The sequence below is a fragment of the Kitasatospora sp. NPDC098652 genome (genome assembly GCF_044760155.1).
Taxonomy (GTDB): Bacteria; Actinomycetota; Actinomycetes; order Streptomycetales; family Streptomycetaceae; genus Kitasatospora.
The window spans coordinates 108,486-129,366 of record NZ_JBIWAQ010000019.1 but is presented as its reverse complement, the minus strand read 5'-3'; the positions used below and the strand labels follow the sequence as shown (position 1 = coordinate 129,366).

Annotated in this window: 23 protein-coding genes; 17 read left to right on the top strand and 6 right to left on the bottom strand. The window is 74.3% G+C overall.

The annotated features are described in order from the left end of the window. Positions 1 to 209: 209 nt before the first annotated feature. The 4 genes from ACIQWA_RS31720 (at position 210) to ACIQWA_RS31705 (ending at position 3,711) form a co-directional block, all read left to right on the top strand. The gene (locus ACIQWA_RS31720; protein ID WP_402488157.1) at positions 210 to 917 is read left to right on the top strand and encodes a hypothetical protein; all 708 of its coding nucleotides are present in this window, start codon (positions 210 to 212) and stop codon (positions 915 to 917) included. 197 nt (positions 918 to 1,114) lie between these two features. After that, positions 1,115 to 1,891 carry a VC0807 family protein gene (locus ACIQWA_RS31715; RefSeq protein WP_402488154.1) on the top strand — a complete coding sequence of 259 codons (777 nt, stop codon included), beginning with the start codon at positions 1,115 to 1,117 and terminating at the stop codon, positions 1,889 to 1,891. A 186-nt stretch (positions 1,892 to 2,077) separates the two neighbouring features. Then, entirely contained in the window at positions 2,078 to 2,815 is a 738-nt protein-coding gene (locus tag ACIQWA_RS31710) for a tyrosine-protein phosphatase (protein WP_402488152.1), read from the top strand. Between the two features lie 131 nt (positions 2,816 to 2,946). Further along, positions 2,947 to 3,711, top strand: a complete 765-nt coding sequence (locus tag ACIQWA_RS31705; RefSeq protein ID WP_402488150.1) for a Clp protease N-terminal domain-containing protein — start codon at positions 2,947 to 2,949, stop codon at positions 3,709 to 3,711. 67 nt (positions 3,712 to 3,778) lie between these two features. Here ACIQWA_RS31705 and ACIQWA_RS31700 read toward each other — a convergent pair whose 3' ends face one another. Further along, entirely contained in the window at positions 3,779 to 4,270 is a 492-nt protein-coding gene (locus ACIQWA_RS31700; protein WP_402488147.1) for an NUDIX domain-containing protein, read from the bottom strand. Positions 4,271 to 4,419: 149 nt separating this feature from the next. On the opposite strand from ACIQWA_RS31700, the gene ACIQWA_RS31695 reads away from it, so the two are divergent. Beyond that, positions 4,420 to 4,818, top strand: coding sequence for a hypothetical protein (locus tag ACIQWA_RS31695; RefSeq protein WP_402488144.1), 399 nt, complete (start codon positions 4,420 to 4,422; stop codon positions 4,816 to 4,818). Here ACIQWA_RS31695 and ACIQWA_RS31690 read toward each other — a convergent pair. The 4 genes from ACIQWA_RS31690 to ACIQWA_RS31675 all read right to left on the bottom strand — a co-directional run bounded on the left by ACIQWA_RS31690 (position 4,726) and on the right by ACIQWA_RS31675 (position 7,513). After that, on the bottom strand, positions 4,726 to 5,703 hold the full coding sequence (locus tag ACIQWA_RS31690; RefSeq protein ID WP_402488141.1) for a sigma-70 family RNA polymerase sigma factor: 978 nt from the start codon (positions 5,701 to 5,703) through the stop codon (positions 4,726 to 4,728). The genes ACIQWA_RS31695 and ACIQWA_RS31690 overlap by 93 nt on opposite strands. Positions 5,704 to 5,922: 219 nt before the next feature. Next, the gene (locus tag ACIQWA_RS31685) at positions 5,923 to 6,192 is read right to left on the bottom strand and encodes a hypothetical protein (RefSeq protein ID WP_402488139.1); all 270 of its coding nucleotides are present in this window, start codon (positions 6,190 to 6,192) and stop codon (positions 5,923 to 5,925) included. Between the two features lie 119 nt (positions 6,193 to 6,311). Next, complete coding sequence (locus ACIQWA_RS31680) at positions 6,312 to 6,578, bottom strand: UBP-type zinc finger domain-containing protein (RefSeq protein ID WP_360226498.1); 267 nt, start codon at positions 6,576 to 6,578, stop codon at positions 6,312 to 6,314. 50 nt (positions 6,579 to 6,628) lie between these two features. Beyond that, positions 6,629 to 7,513: a helix-turn-helix transcriptional regulator gene (locus ACIQWA_RS31675; RefSeq protein WP_360226501.1), complete on the bottom strand. Its 885-nt coding sequence runs from the start codon at positions 7,511 to 7,513 to the stop codon at positions 6,629 to 6,631. A gap of 242 nt (positions 7,514 to 7,755) precedes the next feature. Between ACIQWA_RS31675 and ACIQWA_RS31670 the strand changes: the two genes are divergently transcribed. Next, complete coding sequence (locus ACIQWA_RS31670) at positions 7,756 to 8,517, top strand: SDR family oxidoreductase (protein ID WP_402488135.1); 762 nt, start codon at positions 7,756 to 7,758, stop codon at positions 8,515 to 8,517. Positions 8,518 to 8,571: 54 nt separating this feature from the next. Beyond that, positions 8,572 to 11,154, top strand: a complete 2,583-nt coding sequence (locus ACIQWA_RS31665) for a YbhN family protein (protein WP_402488134.1) — start codon at positions 8,572 to 8,574, stop codon at positions 11,152 to 11,154. Between the two features lie 129 nt (positions 11,155 to 11,283). Here the strand turns inward: ACIQWA_RS31665 and ACIQWA_RS31660 are convergent, their stop codons facing one another. Continuing rightward, positions 11,284 to 11,481 carry a hypothetical protein gene (locus tag ACIQWA_RS31660; RefSeq protein WP_360226510.1) on the bottom strand — a complete coding sequence of 66 codons (198 nt, stop codon included), beginning with the start codon at positions 11,479 to 11,481 and terminating at the stop codon, positions 11,284 to 11,286. A 187-nt stretch (positions 11,482 to 11,668) separates the two neighbouring features. On the opposite strand from ACIQWA_RS31660, the gene ACIQWA_RS31655 reads away from it, so the two are divergent. The 10 genes from ACIQWA_RS31655 to ACIQWA_RS31610 all read left to right on the top strand — a co-directional run bounded on the left by ACIQWA_RS31655 (position 11,669) and on the right by ACIQWA_RS31610 (position 20,865). Next, positions 11,669 to 12,136, top strand: coding sequence for a carboxymuconolactone decarboxylase family protein (locus ACIQWA_RS31655; protein ID WP_402488130.1), 468 nt, complete (start codon positions 11,669 to 11,671; stop codon positions 12,134 to 12,136). A gap of 237 nt (positions 12,137 to 12,373) precedes the next feature. Then, positions 12,374 to 13,018, top strand: coding sequence for a methyltransferase (locus ACIQWA_RS31650; protein ID WP_360226516.1), 645 nt, complete (start codon positions 12,374 to 12,376; stop codon positions 13,016 to 13,018). Continuing rightward, a complete protein-coding gene (locus ACIQWA_RS31645) occupies positions 13,015 to 13,626 on the top strand; it encodes a TrmH family RNA methyltransferase (protein WP_402488128.1) in 612 nt (203 codons plus the stop codon). The genes ACIQWA_RS31650 and ACIQWA_RS31645 overlap by 4 nt, the downstream gene beginning before the upstream one ends. 148 nt (positions 13,627 to 13,774) lie before the next feature. Beyond that, entirely contained in the window at positions 13,775 to 14,689 is a 915-nt protein-coding gene (locus ACIQWA_RS31640) for an ATP-binding cassette domain-containing protein (protein ID WP_402488273.1), read from the top strand. Beyond that, entirely contained in the window at positions 14,683 to 16,326 is a 1,644-nt protein-coding gene (locus tag ACIQWA_RS31635; RefSeq protein WP_402488126.1) for a hypothetical protein, read from the top strand. The genes ACIQWA_RS31640 and ACIQWA_RS31635 overlap by 7 nt, the downstream gene beginning before the upstream one ends. 206 nt (positions 16,327 to 16,532) lie before the next feature. Beyond that, entirely contained in the window at positions 16,533 to 17,099 is a 567-nt protein-coding gene (locus ACIQWA_RS31630; RefSeq protein ID WP_402488125.1) for a hypothetical protein, read from the top strand. A gap of 194 nt (positions 17,100 to 17,293) precedes the next feature. Continuing rightward, complete coding sequence (locus tag ACIQWA_RS31625; RefSeq protein ID WP_402488123.1) at positions 17,294 to 17,416, top strand: SDR family oxidoreductase; 123 nt, start codon at positions 17,294 to 17,296, stop codon at positions 17,414 to 17,416. A gap of 22 nt (positions 17,417 to 17,438) precedes the next feature. Beyond that, a complete protein-coding gene (locus ACIQWA_RS31620; RefSeq protein WP_402488121.1) occupies positions 17,439 to 19,160 on the top strand; it encodes a phytoene desaturase family protein in 1,722 nt (573 codons plus the stop codon). Positions 19,161 to 19,394: 234 nt separating this feature from the next. After that, entirely contained in the window at positions 19,395 to 19,772 is a 378-nt protein-coding gene (locus ACIQWA_RS31615; RefSeq protein ID WP_402488119.1) for a very short patch repair endonuclease, read from the top strand. Between the two features lie 100 nt (positions 19,773 to 19,872). Next, the gene (locus ACIQWA_RS31610) at positions 19,873 to 20,865 is read left to right on the top strand and encodes a DNA cytosine methyltransferase (RefSeq protein WP_402488117.1); all 993 of its coding nucleotides are present in this window, start codon (positions 19,873 to 19,875) and stop codon (positions 20,863 to 20,865) included. Positions 20,866 to 20,881: the final 16 nt, after the last annotated feature.

The following is a 20,881-nucleotide window of genomic DNA, read 5'->3' as shown; positions in this document are numbered from 1 at the left end:
TACCTTGTCGGTAGGCGAATCGATCCCGGGCACCGACCGTGCCCCGGACGCCGGGCCCGCCGCCGCGCCCGGCCCCTCGCCGTGACCCCGTGACCCCGCCGCGCCCGTTCCTCCGACGCCCGCCCGAACCCGTTCGGGCGGGCGCTGCCGGGCTGTCCCCGGCCGGAGCGGGGCCGGGACGACCGCACGACCAGCAGGGAAAGACCGCGATGACGACTGCCCACGAGCTCCACACGACGGGACTGCGCGAACACCTCGCGCCCGCCCTGCGCGCCCTGGGCCTCACCGGTCGGCAGCGGGCCTTCGTCCTGTCGGACGACACCCACCGGTTGCTGGTCGAGCTGGTCGAGCGCCCGGCCGCCGACCGGGTCGCCTTCACCTTCGGACTCCGGGTGGTCCGCCGGGGCGACGGAGGCGGCGGAGGCGGCGGGACCGACGGGGCGGGGCCTCACGCGGCCCCGGCCCCGGCCCCGGACGGCGCCCACGGCGTCGAGGTCTGGCGGGCCCGGATCGGCGAGGTGCTGCCGGTCGGCGAGGACGTCTGGTGGGAGGTGCTGCCCGGGCCGCGCTGGCAGCTGCCGCTGGACGACGCCGTCGCCGCCGTCCGCGACTACGGCCTGCCGGAGCTGCGGCGCCGGGCCGCCGCGGACCTCTCCCCCGCCGTCGGGCCCTACCTCTCCCCCGCCGAGCTGGAGGACGTCAACGCCGCACTGCTGACCGCCTCGGTGGCCCGGGTGCAGCGGGCCGAGCTGGCCGACGGGGCGCTGGTGCTGACCGGCGCCTGGACCCGGGGCGACGGGGTCGCCCGGACGGTGCTGGCCGGGGCCGCGCAGGGCTTCCTGTCCGCCGGGGACGAACGGTTCCGGACGGTGCGGTGCCTGGACACGCTCGGCCGGGAGCTGTGGGCCTTCGCGTAGGTCCGCTCAGGTCCGCTCAGGTCCGCGTGCGTCCGCGTGGATCCGTGCAGGTCGGCGGGGGTGTCACGGGCGGCACCATGACACCTGTCATGCGGATCCGGCAACGGACGGCACTGCTCTGACGGAGGGTCCGGCGGAAAGACTGGAGGCACGACGCGGGCAGCGGCCCGCGGCCACCAGTCGGGGAGGAACCCACCATGAGCAGCCAGACCGTCAGCGCCGCCGGCACCGTTCCCACCACCACCGCCGCCGTCACCGCCACCGCCGCCACCACCGCCGCCACCGCTCCCGCCGTGGACGAGGCCGCCGCCTCGGCGCCGAACCCGGTGGTCGCGGGGTTGCGTCCGCTGGTCCTCGACGTGGCCGCCCCGCTGGTGGGGTACTACCTGCTGCACTCGGTCTGCGGCCTCAGCGAGTTCGCCGCGCTGGCCTGGAGCAGCGTCTTCCCGGCCGGCCGGACCGCCCTCGGCCTGCTGCGTGAGCGTCAGGTCAACCTGTGGGCCGCGCTGATGCTGGCGGTCAACCTGGCGGGCCTGGCGCTCACCTTCGTCAGCGGCGACGCCCGGATGATGATCGCCAAGGACGGCGGGCTGAGCGGCACCGTGGCCGTGGCGATCCTGGTCTCCGCGGTGGTCGGCAAGCCGGTGATGACCCCGATGCTGATGCCCTTCGTCACCAAGGGCAAGCAGGACCGGGCCGCCGCCTGGCAGCGGCTGGTCGAGGGCCGGGCGGCGGGCTCGCGGGCCTTCCGTCGCCACGAGCGGGTGTTCGCCGGCATCTGGGGCACCGCGCTGCTGGCCGAGTGCGCGGCCCGGGTGGTCGGCGCCTTCACCCTGCCGGTGTCGACCATGGCCTGGCTGTCCACCGTGTTCCTGATCGGCGCGATCGTGGCCGGTTCGATGCTCGGCCAGATCGCGGTCGAGCCGATCGAGAAGCTGGTCGCCGCCGAGGCCGAGGCCCCGACCGCGGCCTGATCCCCCATCGGTAAACCGTCGGCACGCCGCCGGTACGCCGTCGGTACGCCATCGCTGCACCGTCGGTACGCCGTACGAACTGCCGGTGCCGACAGTTCGAACGATCAGGAACCAATGGGATCTCCCGGGAGTCATATAACGAGGGGATAACGGGATCCCCCGAGACGACGAACCGGGGAGCCCCACATGCGGACCGACGCACTGACCACCACCGAGGACCGCACCCTCGTCTGGGACGGTTGCCTGAACGTCCGTGACCTGGGCGGACTCCCCACCGCCTCCGGCCGCCAGACCGCCCGCGGCGCGATAGTCCGGGCCGACAACCTGGACCGGCTGACCCGCGAGGGCTGGGGCGCCCTCCTCGACCACGGTGTCCGCACCGTGGTCGACCTGCGCAACGCCGAGGAGTACAAGCCACTCCTCCCGCTCCCCGACGGCGTCGAACTGGTCCGCGTCCCGCTGGACGAACTGGCCGGCCCCGCCTGGTGGGCGGACCACGGCCGCCTGGACGGCACCCCGCTGGCCTTCCGCCCCTACCTGGAGCACTGCCCGCACGCCGCCGCCGCGCTGGTCACCGCGATCGCCGACGCCCGCCCCGGAGGCCTGGTGGTGCACTGCGGCGCCGGGCGCGACCGCACCGGCCTGGCCACCCTGCTGCTGCTCTCCCTGGCCGGGGTCGACCGGTCCGCGATCGCCGAGGACTACCTGCTGAGCGGCCCCAACGTCCGCCCGCTGTACGGGATGCTCGGCCTGCCGGACCCGTACCGCCGGATCGACGCCGCGCTGGCCGAGGCCGGAACCACCGCCGAGGCCGCCCTGGCCGCCGCGCTCGACGGGCTGGATCCGGCGGGGTACCTGCTCGCGGCGGGAGTCACGCCCGCCCAGGTCGCCGCCGTCCGAGCCCGACTGCTGCCCGCCGCATAGGGGGCGGGGACCGACGGGAAGCGGGGGCGGCGAAGAGCGGGGGCGTTCGACGGAGGGCGAACGCAAGCTACCCAGAAGTAAACGTCAACCGATGGTTGACGATCCTCGGATCGACAACCTACGGTTGACGCATGGAGAATCCCGTTGTTCCCAACACCACTCCGCTGCGCCTCGACGACCTGATCGCCGCGATCAAGAAGGTCCACACCGACGCGCTCGACCAGCTCTCCGACGCGGTCATCGCCGCCGACCACCTCGGCGACCTCGCCGACCACCTCATCGGCCACTTCGTCGACCAGGCCCGCCGCTCCGGCGCCTCCTGGACCGACATCGGCCGCAGCATGGGCGTCAGCAAGCAGGCCGCCCAGAAGCGCTTCGTCTCCAAGGGCCCGGGCAGCCCGGCCGACCTCGACCTCGACCCCAGCCAGGGCTTCTCCCGGTTCACGCCCCGGGCCCGCAAGGTCGTGGTGGCCTCGCAGGAGGAGGCCCGCCGGGCCAACAACCCCGAGATCGGCCCCGAGCACATCCTGCTCGGCCTGCTCGCCGAGCCCGAGGGCATCGGGCTCAAGGCGCTCCTCGCCCAGGGCGTCACCCCGGAGGCCGTCCGGACGGCGACCACCGCCGTGCTGCCGACCGCCGTCGAGCAGCAGGTGCCCGCGCTGATCCCGTACTCGGCCCAGGGCAAGAAGGCCGTCGAGCTGACCTTCCGGGAGGCGCTCAAGCTCGGGCACAACTACGTCGGCACCGAGCACATCCTGCTCGCCCTGCTGGAGTTGGAGAACGGCGAGGGCGTGCTCGCCGGGCTGAACGTGGACAAGACCGAGGCGGAGACCTTCGTCTCGGAGGCCGTCGCCGCCCTGATCGCCGCCCGGGACGCCGCGCCCGAGGAGCGGTGAGGCCTGCCCACCGGCCGTGTCCCGAGAGGGAACTCCCGCCCGGGGCACGGCACTTCGGTGATCCGGCCTAGAAGCCGGAGATGTGGGTGGTGACGATCCGGACCCGGCCGTCGGCAGCCGCCTCCAGGGCCGCCCGCAGCCGGGCCGAACGGGCCGGGCCGAGCAGCTCCAGGGCCTCGTCGATCGGGGCCCAGCGGTGGGTGTCCAGCTCGCCGGCCGGGACGGTCACGGGGGTGCCGTCCGGGACGGTGCCGAAGTCGAAGAGGAAGTGCTGGGCCGGGTGGTCGAGTTCGCCCGAGGGGTGGGTCCAGGAGATGGCCAGCAGCTCGCCGGCCTCCTTGACGATGCCGGTCTCCTCCTCCAACTCCCGCGCGGCGCACTCGACCGGGCCCTCCCCGAGGTCGATCGTCCCGCCGGGGAACTGCCAGTGCTCGCGGTACCCGGCCTTCACGATCAGGATCCGGCCCGACGCGTCGCGCAGCAGGCAGCCCGCCGCCGCGTAGATCCGGGGCAGGGAGGCCAGCCACTCCTCGCGGGATCTCAAGGGCTCAGCCGTCACGGTGTTCCTCCTGGGGCAGGGCGGTTCGGTTGCCCCCACTCTGCCAGTGGCCCCACTCTGCCACCGGCCCGGCTCTGCCGTCCCGTGGTGCTGACACCCCCCGGTGGACCGGAGCGATGAGTCCGGCGCCCGCAGGCGGTCCAACCTGCATGGAGAGCATCGCGAACGAAGCCGTACTGACCTGCGACCTGGGCGCCCTGACCGCCCCCGACCTGGCCGTCGTCGACGCCCTGGCCCGGCTGCGGCTGGCCGCTGCCCGGCACCGGGTGGGCGTGGTGCTGCTGAACACCGCCGGCCCGCTGCGCGAACTGCTGGCGTTCAGCGGGCTCGCGGCGCTGCTGCCGGGCACGGTCGATTCGCTGGGCTCGGTCGACCCCCTGGGCAGGATCGATTCGCTGGGCTCGGACGATCCGCTGGGCAGGATCGATCCGCTGGGCGGCGAGGCACCGGCGGGCCTACTCGGCGGGGAGCCGGGCCGGGAGGCCGAACAGCGGGAAGAGCACGTCGGTGTCCAGGAAGTTGGTGAGCCCGGTGATCCGGCCCTCTGACACCTCCGGCACGATCAGCGCCCACGGCTCGTACCCACCCGCCGGGCTCGGCCGGTACTGGGCGAGGGCCGGGCCGCCGTTGGCCGTCACCGGGAGCAACCGGGAACCCCGGCAGCCCTGCCCCGGGCCCAGCATCCAGGCCCGGAGCTCCGCCATGCCCCGCAGCCACATCGAGTACGGCGGCATGTTGAGCGTGACGTCCTCGTGCAGCAGCGCGGCCAGGCCGTCCATGTCGTACGCCTCGAAGGCGCGGACGTAGCGCTCCAGCAGGGCGCGGTGCGCCTCGTCCAGTGCGACGGCCGGGCGGGCGGCGGAGGCGTCCGCGGCGAGCACCGCGCGGGCCCGCTGCAACGCGCTGTTGACCGAGGCGACCGTGACGCCGAGCAGTTCGGCGACCTCGGCGGCCCTCCAGCCGAGCACCTCGCGCAGGATCAGCACCGCCCGCTGCCGGGGCGCGAGGCGCTGCAGCGCCGCGACGAAGGCCAGCTTCACCGACTCGCGTTGGGCGGCCACCTCCGCTGGGTCCCCCGTCTCGGGGAGCACCCGGCCGTCCGGCGCGGGGCCGATCCACGTCACCTCGGGCAACTGGGTGTCGCTCGCGGTGGCGACCGTCACCGGACCGGCGAGGTCCATCGGACGGGCCCGGGCCTTGCGACCGCTCAGCGCGTCCAGACAGACGTTGGTGGCGATCCGGTACAGCCAGGAGCGCAGCGCCGCCCGGCCCTCGAAGCCCCGGTACCCGCGCCAGGCGCGGACCATCGTCTCCTGCACCGCGTCCTCGGCCTCGAAGACCGAGCCGAGCATGCGGTAGCAGTAGCCGGTGAGTTCGGTGCGGTGGCGTTCCAGTTGGAACTCGACCGGCTCCTCCGTGGTCACGTCGGTCATGGTGCGCCCCCGTTCATCCTGTGCGTTCCGTTCGTCCCGCCGCGTACTGGTGAACGGGTCGAACGTAGCGCACCCCACTGACAGTCGGCCGGTCAGCGGGGTGCGTCGCCGAGCAGGGCGCTCGGGTCGGGTCGCTCAGCGGGAATCGCCCAGCGAGGATCGCCCAGCGGGGATCGCTCAGCAGGGATCGCTCAGTGGGGTTCGCCCAGCAGGAGTCGCTCAGTGGGCCGAGTGCTTCTCGGCGCCGCGGTGGCGGTGTCCCTTGAGTTCCGCGTGCATCGCCGGTGCGGCGTGCGGCATCGCGGAGGCCGCGTCCCGCCCGCCGTGGCGGAAGAGGTCGCCGGCCGGGTTCCCGGCCGAGGCGGACAGCGCGCCGAAGGCGGGCTTCGGTCCGAGCCGGCCGGGCATGGTCGCCATGCCCCGGCGTTCCAGCAGTTCCTGGGTGCCCTTGCGGAGCTGGGCGGTGCTGCCTGCGGTTCGCTTGGTCATCGTCGGCCTCCCTTCGGCGGCCGCGGCCGGACGGGTGCCGGACCGAGGGGCCGCGTGGGTGTTATGTCCGGATTTTATCCGGTCGGCGGGCCGGTGCCACCGGAGCGGTCGGGGCCGGCTCAGCCCATGACCTCGTGGACGTAGCACCAGCGCCAGTCCTCCCCCGGTTCGTAGGAACGGATCACCGGGTGGGAGGAGTTGTGGAAGTGCGCGGTGGCGTGCCGCTGCGGCGAGTTGTCGCAGCAGCCGATGTGGCCGCAGTCCAGGCAGACCCGCAGGTGCACCCAGTCCCGGCTGCCCTGGGCAAGGCAGTCCGCGCAGCCGTCGGTGGGCGGCGCGGGCTCGATGTCCCTGGGGGCCATGGCGAGGTCTTCGCAGGCGGTCATGTTGGAAGGCTATGACGGCTCCGGCCGGGCCGCCCGCCCAGCACTCCCGCTCAGGCCCCGTCCGCGGACTCCGCGCGCTCCGCGGCTTCCGGAGCCTGGCCGGTGGCCGTCCAACTGGCCAGCAGGGCCAGCTTCTGGGCGGTCGGCGAGCCCGGCGGGGCGGTGAAGGTGACCAGCGTCTGGTCCGGCGAGCCGTTGACGGTCAGGGTCTCGTAGCCGAAGTCCAGGTCGCCGACCAGCGGGTGCCGCAGCAGCTTCACCCCGCCGGTCTTCCCCAACACCTGGTGGTCCGCCCAGAGCCGGCGGAACTCCTCGCTGCGCATCGAGAGTTCGCCCACCAGCGCGGCCAGCGCCGGATCGTCCGGGTGCAGTCCGGCGTCCCGGCGCAGCTGGGCGACGGTCTCCAGGGCGACGGCCTCCCACTGGCGGTAGAAGGTCCGGGCGGCGGGGTCGAGGAAGCCGTCCCGGGCCTGGTTGGGGGGCGTGCCCGGGGTCCGGGTCGCCCGCTCGGAGAAGCCGTTCACGGCGTCACCCAGCGCGTTCCAGGCCAGCACCTCCATCCGGCGGCCCAGCACGAAGGCCGGCACCCCGGGCATCAGGTCCAGCAGCAGCCGTACCCCCGGACGGACCCGCCGGTCCACCCGCACCGGAACGGCCCCGGACTTCGGTGGACGGTTCAGCGACCGCAGGTACGCCGCCTCCACCTCGTCCAGCCGCAGCACCCGGGCCAGTGCGTCCAGCACCGCGTCCGAGGCACTGCCGCCGCGGCCCTGCTCCAGCCGGACGTAGTAGTCCACGCTGACCCCGGCGAGCTGCGCCACCTCCTCCCTGCGCAGGCCCTGCACCCGGCGGCGGCCGTGCGCGGGCAGGCCCACCTCCTCCGGCTGGATCCGGGCCCGGCGCGAGCGGAGGAAGTCCCCCAGGGTGTTCTCCATGCCAGGCAGGGTAGCCCCGCGGCGACGGCCCGAGGGTGGTACTGCCTTTCCCAGGTTGGGAGTTCCCGGGAAGCCCCCACCCGGGAAGCGCGGACCCGGGAAGCCCCCACCCGGGAAGCGCGGACCCGGGAAGCCCCCACCCGGGAAGCCCCCACCCGGGAAGAACGTGGCCCTGGGTAGGCGCGCGGCGGCGCCGCAGAGTGGTCGACGTCAGCCAGCACCGGCCCCTCCAGGAGTCCCCGATGAGCTACCCCGCCCTCGCCACCCGCACCGCCGTCGTCACCGGAGCCGCCAGCGGCATCGGCGCCGCCACCGCCCGGCTGCTCGCCGCGAACGGCACCCGGGTCGCCCTGCTCGCCCGCCGCACCGGGCTGATCGACGCGCTCGCCGCCGAGATCGCCGCGACCGGCGGGCAAGCCCTCGCCGTCACCGCCGACATCACCGACCAGGCCTCGGTCGACGCCGCCGCGAAGGCCGTCCACGACGCCTACGGCCCGGTCGACCTGGTGATCAACAACGCCGGGGTGATGCTGGCCAACCCGCTCGCCGACGGACGGATCGACGAATGGACCCGGATGATCGACACCAACCTCACCGGCGCCCTGCGGATCGTCCGCGCCTTCACCGCCGACCTCACCGCCGCCGCCGACGACGGCCGCACCGCCGACCTGGTCAACGTCTCCTCCATCGCCTCGCACGTCTCCTTCCCCGACTACGCGGTGTACTGCGCCACCAAGGCCGCGCTCACCCAGCTCTCCACCGCCCTGCGCACCGAGTTCGGCCCGCGCGACGTCCGGGTCAGCGCCGTCGAGCCCGGCCTCACCGACACCGAACTCCGCGGGCACATCGACAACCCGGCGCTGCGCGAACAGCTCGGCGGCATGTTCGCCGCGATCCCGACGCTCGGCGCGGACGACATCGCGGACCTCATCGCCTACACCGCCAGCCGGCCCCGGCACGTCAACCTGCGCCACCAGGTGGTGCTGCCGACCCGGCAGGCGTGACGGGGGCGCCGCCGCCCGCCCCCGGTCCACGGGTGGCATGGGAGCATGCCACCCGTGGCGATCGTGACGGGGAGAACGAACGGCGACACCGGCGGGGGCGGCACCACCACCCCGGCCGGGCAACCGGACGGCGACGGGGAGATACCCGGGCAGCGGCATGCCGACGGGGCCGCACCCGGCCGACCGGGAGGCCCGCGACAACGGGCCCGCCCGCTGTCCGAGGCCGGGCGGGTCCGACAGCCCGTCGCCCTGATCCGGCTGCTCACCGGCCTGATCACGATCGCGCTCACCCTGCTGCTCGCCGACTACGCCCGCGCCACCACCGGCGGCATCGCCGCCGACGTCGCCGAGGCCGCCGCGCTGGTGCCCAGGCCGCTGGCGAACCTGGCCGGCGGACTCACCACCGCCGCCGTCCTGCTGCTGCCCGTCGGCCTCGCCGTCCGCCGCCTGCTCGGCCCCGACCGGCGGCGCGCCCTCCAACAGGTCTCCGACGGGCTGCTCGCCGCCGTCATCGCGTACGGCGCCACCCTCGCCCTCGGCCTGTGGGCCGACGACCTCGCCCCGGCCTCCCTGCTCACCGCCCTCACCCAGCGGCTGCCCGCCGACGCGCTCGCGCACACCGAACCCGTCTACGGCTACCTGGCGCCCGTCCTCGCCTTCATGACCGCCTCCGCCAGCCGGGAGCGCCGCCTGCCCTGGGCCGTCCTCACGCTCTCCGGCCTCGCCGGACTGGCCGGCGGCTACGCCACCCCCACCGCCCTGCTGCTCGGGCTGCTCATCGGCTGGACCGGCGCCCACGGCACCCTGTACGCCGTCGGCACCCCGGACCCGCGGCCCCGGCCCGGCGAAGTGCTGCGCGCCCTGCGCGACAGCGGACTGCGGCCGGTCGAGGCCCTGCCCGCCGGACCGGACCGCTATCAGGTCCGGCAGGCCGACGACCGGCCCGAACTCGACGTCCAACTGCTCGACCGGCAGGCCGTCACCGCCGCCGCCGTCCAGCGCGCCTGGCGCCGCCTGCGCCTGCGCACCGCCCCGCACCCGCGCGCCCTGCGCTCACCGCGCACCGGGCTGGAGCACGAGGCCCTGGTCACCTACGCCGCCCTCGCCGCCGGCGTCCGCACCCGCCGGATCGCCGCCACGGCGGGCCTCGGCCACGACACCGCCCTGATCGCGTACGAGCACCTGGCCGGACGCACCCTCGACCAGCTCGACGACGAGGAGATCACCGACGGGCTCCTCACCGACGCCTGGGGCCAGCTCGCCCTGCTCCAGCGCCGCGAGATCGCCCACCGCGCGCTCGTCCCGTCCTCGCTGCTGGTCGACGGCGGCGGCGCGGTCCACCTGGTCGACTTCGCCGACGGCGACATCGCGGCCAGCGAGCTCGTCCTGCGCTGCGACGTCGTCCAGCTGCTCACCACCCTCGCCCTCCGGGCCGGCGCCGCCCGCGCCGTCCGCACCGCCACCACCGTCCTGGGCCGCGACGCCCTGGGCGCCGCACTGCCCCTCCTGCAACCGATCGCCCTGGCCCGCTCGACCCGCCAGGCGCTCAAGCGCCGCCCGGACGGCGGTACGCCGGGGGCGGAGGCTGGGGCTGTGGCCGGAGCCGGTGTCCAGGCCGGGGCGGTCGGCGGGTTGCTGGAGGAGATCCGGGCGGAGGTGTCACGCGGGCGGCCGGAGGTGGTGGGGCGGCCGGTGCGGCTGGAGCGGTTGCGGCCGCGGACCCTGTTCGCCGTGGCGGGCGGGGTGGTGGCCGGGGTGCTGCTGATCCCGCAGTTCTTCGCGGTGGAGGACAATCCGGTCGCGGCGCTGACCGATGCCGATCCGTGGTGGCTGGCGCTGGCGGTGCTGGCGGCGGGGCTGAGCCACGTGGCGGCGGCGATGGGGTTCGTCGGGTTCGTGCCGGAACGGCTGAACTTCCGCAACGTGGTGCTGGCGCAGGTGGCCGGGGCGTTCGTGAAGCTGGTGTCGCCCGGGGGCGTCGGCGGGATCGCGCTGAACACCCGGCTGTTGCAGCGGGCGGACATCCCCACCGCGCAGGCGCTGTCCAGCGTCGGGGTGGGTCAGTTGATCGGGCTGGTGCTGCACCTGCTGCAGCTGGGGGCCTTCGTCTACCTGGTGGACGCGCAGCCGGGCGGTTCGGAGCTGGCGGCGCTGCCGGCCGTGGTCTGCGGGCTGGTGGTGGCGACCGTGCTGCTGGTGGTGGTCTGGTCGATCCCGCCCGCCCGGCGGTGGCTGGCGGCGCGCCTGCGGCCGTTGACGGCCGAGGTGCTGCCGCGGCTGCTGGACCTGCTGCGCAACCCGGGCCGACTGGCGGTGGGGGTGGCCGGGCAGCTGCTGGTGTCGCTCTGCCTGATCACCTGCCTGTACTGCTGCGCCCTCGCGATCGGCCGGGCACCGTCCTTCGCCGCGGTGGCGGTGGTGTTCCTGGTGGGCAACGCGGCGGGCAACGCCGCGCCGACCCCTGGTGGGGTCGGCGCGGTGGACGGGGCGCTGCTCCTGGGGCTCCAGCAGACCGCGTCGATGGAGGAGGGCGGGGCGCTGGCGGCGGTGGCGCTGTTCCGGCTGCTGACGCTGATCCTGCCGGTGCTGCCGGGCTGGGCGGCGATGACCTGGTTGCAGCGGCGCAAGGCGCTGTAGGCGCTCGTCGGGGCTGGTAGGGGCTTGTGCGCGCTCGTACGCGCTGCTAGGTGCTCGTACGCGCTGGTAGAGGCTCGTAGGCGCCGGCAGGGGCTCGTGCGCGCCGGTGGGGGCTGGTAGGCGCTGCCGCTACTCCCGGTACTCGTCCTCGTCGAGCTGGACGACCCGGCTCTGCTCGGCGGCGTCCGCGAGGTCGGTGGCCGGGTCCGCGCCGACGGCACGGCGCTCGGCGACCTCGTCGTACTCGTCGCTGTCGGTCGCTTCGTCGTCGGGCTCGACGGTCTCGGCAGCCTCGTCGATCAGGTAGTCCTCGTGATTCTGCGGCATGGCGTCCGTCCTCACTGTCGGGAGGCTCCCAGGGCCCGGATGGCGGTACTCGCAGTATCCGCCGCCGGGCGCGCGGACGCGACGCGCCGAGGGCGCTCCGGCGTGTTGTCCGAACCCCGATTGACCCATGGAACCAGTGCATGAATGACCCATGGACGGGGTTCATTCCACTCCTAGGCTCGTCGTCATGACCACGAACGAGACCACCGCCGCCCCCGCCCGCCTCGACTACGCCCGCACCGCCCCCAAGGTGTTCCGCGCGATGATCGCCCTGGACGCCGCCGCCCGCGAGGGCCTGGACCCGGCACTGGTGGAGCTGGTGCAGATGCGCACCTCGCAGCTGAACAACTGCGCCTACTGCCTGGACATGCACGTCAAGGACGCCCGCAAGGCCGGTGAGACCGACGAGCGGATCTACCTGCTGCCGGTCTGGCAGGAGGCCCCGGCCGGGGTGTACAGCGAGCGCGAGCGGGCCGCGCTGGCGCTGGCCGAGGAGATCACCCGGATCGGCACCGGGGTCCCGGACGCGGTGTACGCCCGGGCGGCCGCGCACTTCGCGGAGGCGGAGCTGGCGCAGCTGATCTCGGTCTGCTTCACGATCAACGCCTGGAACCGGATCAACATCGCCACCCGCAAGACACCCGGCACGCTCTGACCGCGCTCTGACCTCGCTCCGACGAGGCCGTCCCGACCGTCCGTTCCGACCAGTCCGTCCCGAGCCGGTTCGGGGCCCCGGCAAGCCCGTCCCGCCGGGCAGCGCGGAACGCCCCGCAGGCCACCGGGGGTACGATCGGTGCCGTACCCAGGGCCGTCCCGCACCCACCCGGTGGGCCCCGAGGCCCATCCGCACGACGGCCTGACAACGACGGCCCTTACGAACGACGGGGAACCCATGTCCGGCTCGCACTACTTCTCCAGTGCGCCCGAGGTCGCCAGCGAGCGCCGGCCGATCACGGTCTCGCTCCCGGACCTGACCCTCGAACTCACCACCGACGCAGGGGTGTTCTCGCACGGCCGGCTCGACCAGGGCACCCGGGTCCTGCTGGAGCACGCCCCGCAGCCGCGGGTCCGCGGCCCGATCCTGGACGTCGGCTGCGGCTACGGCCCGATCGCGCTGACCTGGGCGAGCCGCCGCAAGCGGCTCCCGGTGTGGGCGGTGGACGTGAACGAGCGCGCGCTGGAGCTGGTCCGGCTGAACGCGGAGGCGCTGCGCCTGGGCAACGTCCAGGCCGCGCTGCCGGACGAGGTCCCCGAGGACCTCCGGTTCGCCACCATCTACTCCAACCCGCCGATCCGGATCGGCAAGGCCGAACTGCGCGGGCTGTTGACCCACTGGCTCGGCCGGCTGACCCCGGACGGCTCGGCGTTCCTCGTGGTGCAGAAGCACCTGGGCTCGGACTCGCTGCAGAAGTGGCTCAACGAGCAGGGCTACCCGACCTCCCGGGTCACGTCGGTCAACGGGTTCCGGATTCTGGAAGCGCGGCCCCGCCCGGAAGCGGGCGAGGGCACCGAGAGTGGACGGGGAACGACGTCGTGAAGCAGCTGCGCGGGACCGAATTGAAGCGACTGCACCGCACCTGGCGGCGCAGCAACGAGTTCCGGCTCGCGATGATCCTGGAGAACCTGCAGTCGCCGTTCAACGTCGGTTCGGTGGTGCGCACCGGGGCGGCGATGGGCGCCGAGAAGCTGTACCTGACCGGGGACACCCCGTCGGTGCGCTCCTCCGGCGCGCAGAAGGCCGCGATGGGCACCGACAAGTACCTGAAGGTGGAGCACTTCCCGACCGTCGCCGAGGCGGTCGCGGCCGCGAAGGCCGACGGCTTCAAGGTGGTCGGGCTGGAGCTGGCGGACGACGCGGTGCCGATGTTCGCCGCCGAGCTGACCCCGGCGGTGGCCTTCGTGCTGGGGCACGAGGACCGCGGGATCACGCCCGAGGCGCTGGCGCTCTGCGACCAGGTGGTGTTCGTGCCGCAGCTGGGCCGGGTCGGCTCGCTGAACGTCTCGGCGGCCGCGACGGTGGCCTGCTACGAGGCGCGCCGGCAGGGCTACGCGATCAGCGGCACCCCGGACGGGAGTGACGCCGGGGGCGACTTCGGGGGCGACCTCGGGGACGAGCCCGGGGGCGACTTCGGCGATGAGGACTGACATCTGATCCGACCTCAGATGATCGGAGGGGTGTGCCGAACGGCACACCCCTCCGGCGTTCTCCGGCGTTCTCCGGCGCGATCCGGCGCCGGAGGCCACCGGATATCTGCCGAACGGCAGATGTGCGGGATCGGCCCCGGGCGGAAGCATTCGGGACGTGACCGAACTCCAGATCCTCGACCTCACCAAGGAGTACCGCGGCGGCAAACGCGCGGTCGACTCCTTCTCGCTGACGCTCCGGCCCGGCGTGCTCGGCCTGCTCGGCGCCAACGGCGCCGGCAAGTCGAGCCTGATGCGCATCCTGGCCACGGTCACCCGGCCCACCTCGGGGCGGGTGCTGTGGGAGGGGGTGGACATCGCCCGCCGGCCCGGACCGCTGCGCCGCACCGTCGGCTACCTGCCGCAGGACTTCGGCGTCTACCCACAGCTCACCGCCCGCGAGTTCCTCGCCTACCTGGCCGCCGCCAAGGGGCTGCGGCGGCGCTCCGCCGCGGCCCGGATCGAGCAGCTCCTCGACCTGGTCAACCTCACCGGCGCGGCCGGGCAGCGGCTGGGCGCGATGTCCGGCGGGATGCGCCAACGGGTCGGCATCGCCCAGGCGCTGCTCAACGACCCGGCGCTGCTGATCGTGGACGAGCCCACGGTCGGGCTCGACCCGGAGGAGCGGCTGCGCTTCGGCAGCCTGCTCGGCGAGCTCGGCGCCGACCGGATCGTCGTGCTGTCCACCCACATCGTCCCGGACGTCGCCGCCACCGCCGACCGGATCGCGGTGATGGGCGGCGGCCGGCTGCTGCACCACGGCAGTCCGGAGGAACTGCTGCGCGGGGCCGAGGGCGCGGTCTGGGAGCTGACGGTCGCCGCGGACGCGCTGCCGGCGCTGCGCTCGCGGTTCCCGGTCGCCGGCACCACCCGCACCCCGGAGGGCGTCCGGGCCCGGGTGCTCTCCCGGCACGCGCCCGCGCCCGGGGCGCAGCCCGTACCGCCCCGGCTGGAGGACGCGTACCTGCTGCTCACCGCCGACCGGGCGGTGCCCGGGCAGCCGGAGGCGGTGAGCGCGTGGTGACGCGCATCGGGGCGCTGGCCCTGGCCGACTTCCGGGAGCGCCGGCGCCGGCCCGGCTACCTGGTGGTGCTGCTCGGCACGCTCGCGCTCGGGCTGCTCGCCGCGCCGGTGGGCGACTCCCGTTGGGAGGTGTTCCAGGTGACCGACCTGCACGGCCGGTACACCAGCGGCTACGTGGGGACGGTCACGGCGCTCGGCGGCGCGGTCTGGCTCTCACTGGCCGGCTTCGGGATCGCCCGGGGCGGCATCGGGCGGGACGAGCTCAGCGGCGTCGGCCGGCTGCTCGCCGCCACCCCGCTGAGCCGGGCGGGCTACCTGGCGGGCAAGTTCGTCAGCAACCTGCTGCTGTTCGGCTCGATGCTGCTCGCGCTGGCCGGGACGGCACTCGCGGTGCAGCTGATCAAGGGCGACTCAGGCCAGGTGGACGCGGTGCGGCTGCTGCTGCCGTACGTCCTGATCACGCTGCCGCTGCTGGCGGCGGTGGCCGGGTGCGCGGTGCTCTTCGACACCGTGCCCTGGCTGCGCGGCGGGCTGGGGGCGGCGGTCTGGTCGGCGGTCTGGCTGGTGATGGTGCTGGGCGCGCAGGCCGGCGGCGGGCCGGACGTGCTGGGCATGCGGCGGATCTCCGCCTCGATCCGGGAGTCGCTCGCGGCGGCCGGGCGGCCGGTCTCCGGAGTGGAGTTCAGCGTGGGCCTGACGGCGGACGACCGGGTGCTCGGCACCTTCGACTGGCCCGGGCTCGGGCCGGGGGAGGCGGGCGGACCAGCGGCCACGGGGGTGCTGCTGGTCGGCGCGGCGGTGGGGATCGCGCTGGTCGGGGCGCTCTGGTTCCGGCGCTTCGACGGGGATCCGGCCCGGCGCGGCATCCAGCCGGGCCGGCGGGGCATCCGGCTGGCGCGGCCGGGCGGAGCGAGCGCGCCGACCGGAGCGACCGGCCCCGGCGGGCCGGGCAAGGCGGGCGGGCCGGACGGGGGCGCGGCGGTGTCCCCGCCCGGACCGGCCGGGTTCGCCCTGGACCGGGCCCGGACGGCCGCTCCCCGGCAGGGGCGGATCGGCTTCGAGGCGATGCTCGGCGAGCTGCGGATCCTGGTGCGGGGGCAGCGGCTCTGGTGGGCCGGGGCGGCCCTGCTCGCGGTGACCGCGGCGGCCGTCGCACCGAACGGGCCGAACCACGCGGTGCTGCCGCTCGCGGTGCTCTGGCCGCTGCCGCTCTGGGCCCGGATGGGCCACCGGGCCGACGGCGGCAGCACCGATCAGCTGCTCGCCGCCTGCCCGTCCCCGCTGCGCCGGGGGCTGGCCGGGCTGCTCGCCGGGGTCGTCCCGGCGCTGGCGGTGCTGGCCGTTCCGGCGCTGAGGCTGGCCGCCGCCGGGCAGTCCCGGGCGGCACTGGGAGCCGTGGCGGGCGCGCTGCTGGTGCCCGCCCTGGCGCTGCTCTGCGGCAGCCTCAGCCGTGGACCCCGGCTGTTCCAGACCGTCTACCCGATGCTCTGGTACGGGATGGTCAACCACGTCTCCGGGCTGGACTTCCTGGGCGCCTCCGGAGGCCGCGCCCCGGCCCCGGCGGCGATCGCGGGGCTGGGCGCCGCGCTGGCCGCGGCCGCGCTCGCCCTGGAGGCGATACGCCGGGCCGTGCGGTGACGCCCGTACGGCGCGGCTCGTAAGGGCGCGACCGGGGCGATGTGTCCCGTTCGGCGGTGCGTCCCGTACCGCGCGGACGAGGGGCGGTTCCCCCTGCGGGGGGAGCCGGTCCCTCCCCGCGGCGGAGGCGGCGACCGGCAGTGGGCTGGGAGTTTGGAGGCGTCGGGCGAACGCCCGAACTCCGCCGAGAATCCCGAGGATCGACCATGCGCAAGCTCACCGCCGCCGTCGCGCTCGCCACCGCCGTCACGGCCCTCGCCGCCGGGACGACGGGCACCGCCGCGGCCGCAGTCGCAGCCGTACCCGTACCCGCAGCCGCACCGGCCCAGCACCTCGCCCTGCACGGCTGGACGCTGCTCAACGAGTACGGTCCGGGCCCCAACCCGGGCGAGCGGCTGACCGCCCAGGTCGACGCCCGTACGGTCGACGGCCGCACCCGGGGCCACGCCGTGGTGCAGCACGTGTTCGAGAAGGACGGCACCATCCGGGCCGAGTTCGACGTCGACTGCCTGACCGTCGACGGGGCCGGCGCCGTCACGGTGACCGGGCCGATCTCCCGGATGGTGCTCACCCCGCTCGGCGGCGAGCCGCGGCCCTTCCAGCCCGGGCAGCACCCCGAGGCGGGCCTGACCTTCTACCCGGCCGACGGGCAGGGCGAGCGCCGGGTCGGCTGGCAACGGACCGACCCCGCGATGCACACCGAGGTCACCAAGTGCGGCGCCGTCCCGGCCGACTTCTGGGTGATCGGGGGCGGCACCGTCCTGCACCGGTAGCGGCGGGGGCGCCACCTTCCCGACACCTTCCCGATCGCCCCACCCGACTGACCGTCAATCTGTCGTCAATGTCCGGGATTTACGGTAGCGTCTGGCGCGCCAACTATGCCGCCAACGTGGTCGCCCGGGCCTGATCGCGACCGACCTGGTCGGCGGGATGTCCGGGGCAGCGCTGGAGCGGATGCCGGGGAACGTTGCGCTCGGGGCGGGTCGGCAAGCCGGAGGAGGTGGCTGATCCGGTCTCCTTCCTGCTGTCCGACCGGGCGGCGTACCTCAGCGGGTCGGTCCTCGACATCCACGGCGGCGGCACGTTCTGATGGTCCGACGAGTGGGGCGGGAATGCGGGAAGTGCAGGGTCCGGCGGCCGGGGGCGGCAGAGACCACTACGACGCGATCGTGGTCGGCAGCGGCCTCGGCGGGCTGGTCGGCGCGGCCTACCTGGCCGCCGACGGGCGCAGCGTGCTCGTCCTCGAACAGCACGACGTGGCCGGCGGCAACGCCCACGTCTTCCGCCGCCGACGCAAGTACGAGTTCGACGTCGGCACCCACTACGTCGGCGACTGCGGGCCGGACGGCATCTTCCCGGCGATCCTGTCCGGACTCGGCGTCCGCGACCGGGTGACCTTCCGCCCGATGGACAACGAGCAGGGCTTCGACCGGATCATCACCCCCACCGCCACCCTGGACGTGCCGGCCGGCTGGACGGGCTACCGGGACCGGCTGCGCGCGGCGCTGCCCGAGGAGGCCGAGGGCGTCGACCGCTTCGTCCACCTCGCCGAGACGGTGGCCGGAGCCACCCGGGAGGCCCTGCTCGGCCGCCCCATGGTCGACCTGTTCCGCCAGTACCCGGACACCATGCGCTGGGCCCGCCGGGCCCGGACCCTCGCCGAGGCCCTGGACCACTGCGGTCTCTCGCCCAAGGCCCGTACGCTGCTCGCCGCCCAGGCCGGCAACTACGGCACCATGCCGGACGGCATCACCTTCGCCGAGCACGCCGCCATGCTCGACCACTACCTGCGCGGCGCCTACTACCCGGAGGGCGGCGGACAGGTCCTCGTGGCCGCCTTCGTCGAGGCCCTGGAGGCGTACGGCGGCGAGCTGCGCACCCGCTGCGAGGTGCGCCGCATCCTGATCGAGGAGGGGCGCGCCACCGGCGTCGAACTCACCGACGGCACCCGGATCTCCGCCCCGCTGGTGATCTCCAACGCCGACTACCGCCGCACCGTGCTCGACCTGTGCGGCGGCGAACGGGCCTTCCCCGCCGCCCTGGTCGACCGGACCCGCGCGGCCACCATGCGCGGCGCCCTGGTCGCCGTGTACATCGCCCTCGACACCGAGCTGCCCGGCCTGCCCAACGCCAACCTCTGGTGGCACGGCAGCGACGACATGGAGGCCGCGCACGCCGCCATGATCGAGCGCTGGGAACGCGACCGCACGGTGGACTCGATACCCCAGCTGATGTTCTCCTTCGCCTCCCGCAAGGACCCGCACGCCGCCGCGGTCTGCCCGCCCGGCCACTCCAACTTCCAACTGCTCAGCCTCTGCCCGCCCGGCTACGAGTTCTGGGGCGTCCGCGGCGGCCCGGTGGACGGCGAGCCCTACCGCCGCGACGCCGCCTACCAGGCCCGCAAGCGGCAGTTCACCGAGCTGATGGTGACCGCCGCCGAGAAGGTGGTCGGCCCCTTCCGGGACCGCATCACCCACCTGGAGACGGCCACCCCGCTCAGCCACGAGCGCTACACCCGCAGCAGCGGCGGCACCCCGTACGGCATGGCCCGCTGGGGCAACGTCAGCCAGCGGCCCGACGTGCGCACCGACGTCGAGGGCCTCTACGTGGTCGGCCAGAGCACCCGCTTCGGCAGCGGCCTGAGCGCGGTCGCCACCAGCGGCATGGTCGCCGCCGGACAGATCCTCGCCCGCCCACTACTGGCCGAGGCAGCCGCCGGCACCGTGCTCGGCGACCCGGCCAAACTCCCCACCCGCGACCCCGACTGGGACCCACTCCTGGTCTCCCGCGGCCGCGCCCGCCAGACCGCCAAGGGCCTCGCCCGTATCGGCTGACCCCTCCACCCGCCCCCGCCGCCAACACCCCTCCCCCTCTCCCCCTCCCCACCGACGCCGACAACCGCCGTGTCCTCGCCGCCCTCGCCTACCTCGACCAATGACCCCCTGACCCATCTACGGGATCGAACCCTTGCCCCTCGGCCCCCTCCGGAATCAGGCTCCCCTCCGAAAACAATCGGGGAGAATCTCGTCATGCGCCCCGCTCCGTCATCACCATCAGTAGCCAGCCGCATGCGTCGCCAGGCGCGGAAGGACACGGAACCCGAGCTCGCGGTCCGCAAGCTGCTGCACCGGAACGGGCTTCGGTACCGCGTCAACCTGCCCGTGCCGGGTATGCCCCGCCGGACGGTGGACATCAGCTTCCCGCGGGCGAAGGTCGCGGTGTTCATGGATGGCTGCTTCTGGCACGGCTGTCCGCAACACGCGACCGAGCCGAAGGCCAACGCAGAGTGGTGGCGGGCCAAGCTCGACCGCAACATGGAGCGCGACGAGGAAACGACGCACCACCTCACGGCTCAGGGATGGACCGTACTGCGGTTCTGGGAGCACGAGACGGCCTCGGACGTCGCGGCGAGGATCACTGCGGCTGTACGACGAAATCCCGCCTGACCGCCCACCACCGTCACCTGTCAGTGCGGACGCCTACCCTTCACGGAGCACCGGTGCATCAGCAGCACCGGTGCGACCGCGGCCGACACCAGGGGGAGCAATGACCAGGTTCACATCACTGGAGCTGTGCGCCGGCTCGGGCGCACAGGCGCTCGGCCTGGAGCGGGCCGGGTTCGACCCTGTCATGTTGATCGACAACAGCGACTTCGCATGCCGGACGATCAGGCTGAACCGGCCGGGGTGGGATGTCCGCTGTCGGGATCTGATGAACTTCGACCCGTTGGACGAGGAGGAACCGGACCTGCGCAAGGTCCTGGACATCGACCTCATCAGCGGTGGAATGCCCCGCATCAAGGCCGCAGCAGCAGTCGCACGCCGTGGTGGGGACGACCACGAGCGCGCGCTGCTCAGGGCGGCGATCAGTGTGCTGATGGCTGTCAAGCCGAAGGCGTTGATGCTGGAGAACCTGGAGGGGCTGGTCCAGAGCGACGAGTACGCGGAGGACCGCTCGTGGATCGAGGCGGAGCTGGAGAACCTCGGGTACCGCCCTTCCTGGAAGGTTCTGGATGCAGCAGGATTCGGCGTGCCGCAGCACCGGCGGAGCGGCTTCCTGGTGGCCCTCGCGGAGGACTACAGCCACGACTTCGTCTGGCCGGAGCCGAGCACCGACCCGACACCGACGGTGGGCGAGGCGCTCGGGCCCTCTATGGCGGCCAACGGCTGGCCCGGCGCGGAGCGCTGGGCGGCAGCGGCGAACCGCCCAGCTCCTGCCCTCGTCGGCGGCTCGGACAATCGCGGTGGCGGGGACCTCGGACCGACCGGGAGCAAGAAGGCCTGGCTGGCCCTCGGTGTCGAGGGCGCCAGCCTGAGCGACGCCACCCCCTCGGCGGACTTCCCGGTCACAGGTGTTCCCCGGCTGAACGTGCGACAGGCGGCGATCTTGCAGGCGATCCCGGAGGACTGGGAGATCTACGGCCGGAAGACACGCGCCTACCGGCAGGTCGGGAACGCGCTGCCCCCGCCGGTCGCGGAAGCCGTGGGTCGGTCGATCGCAACCGCGCTCCTCGGCGGCACTCCTTCGGCCGTCGGCTGATCCGAAGTCGTCCCTA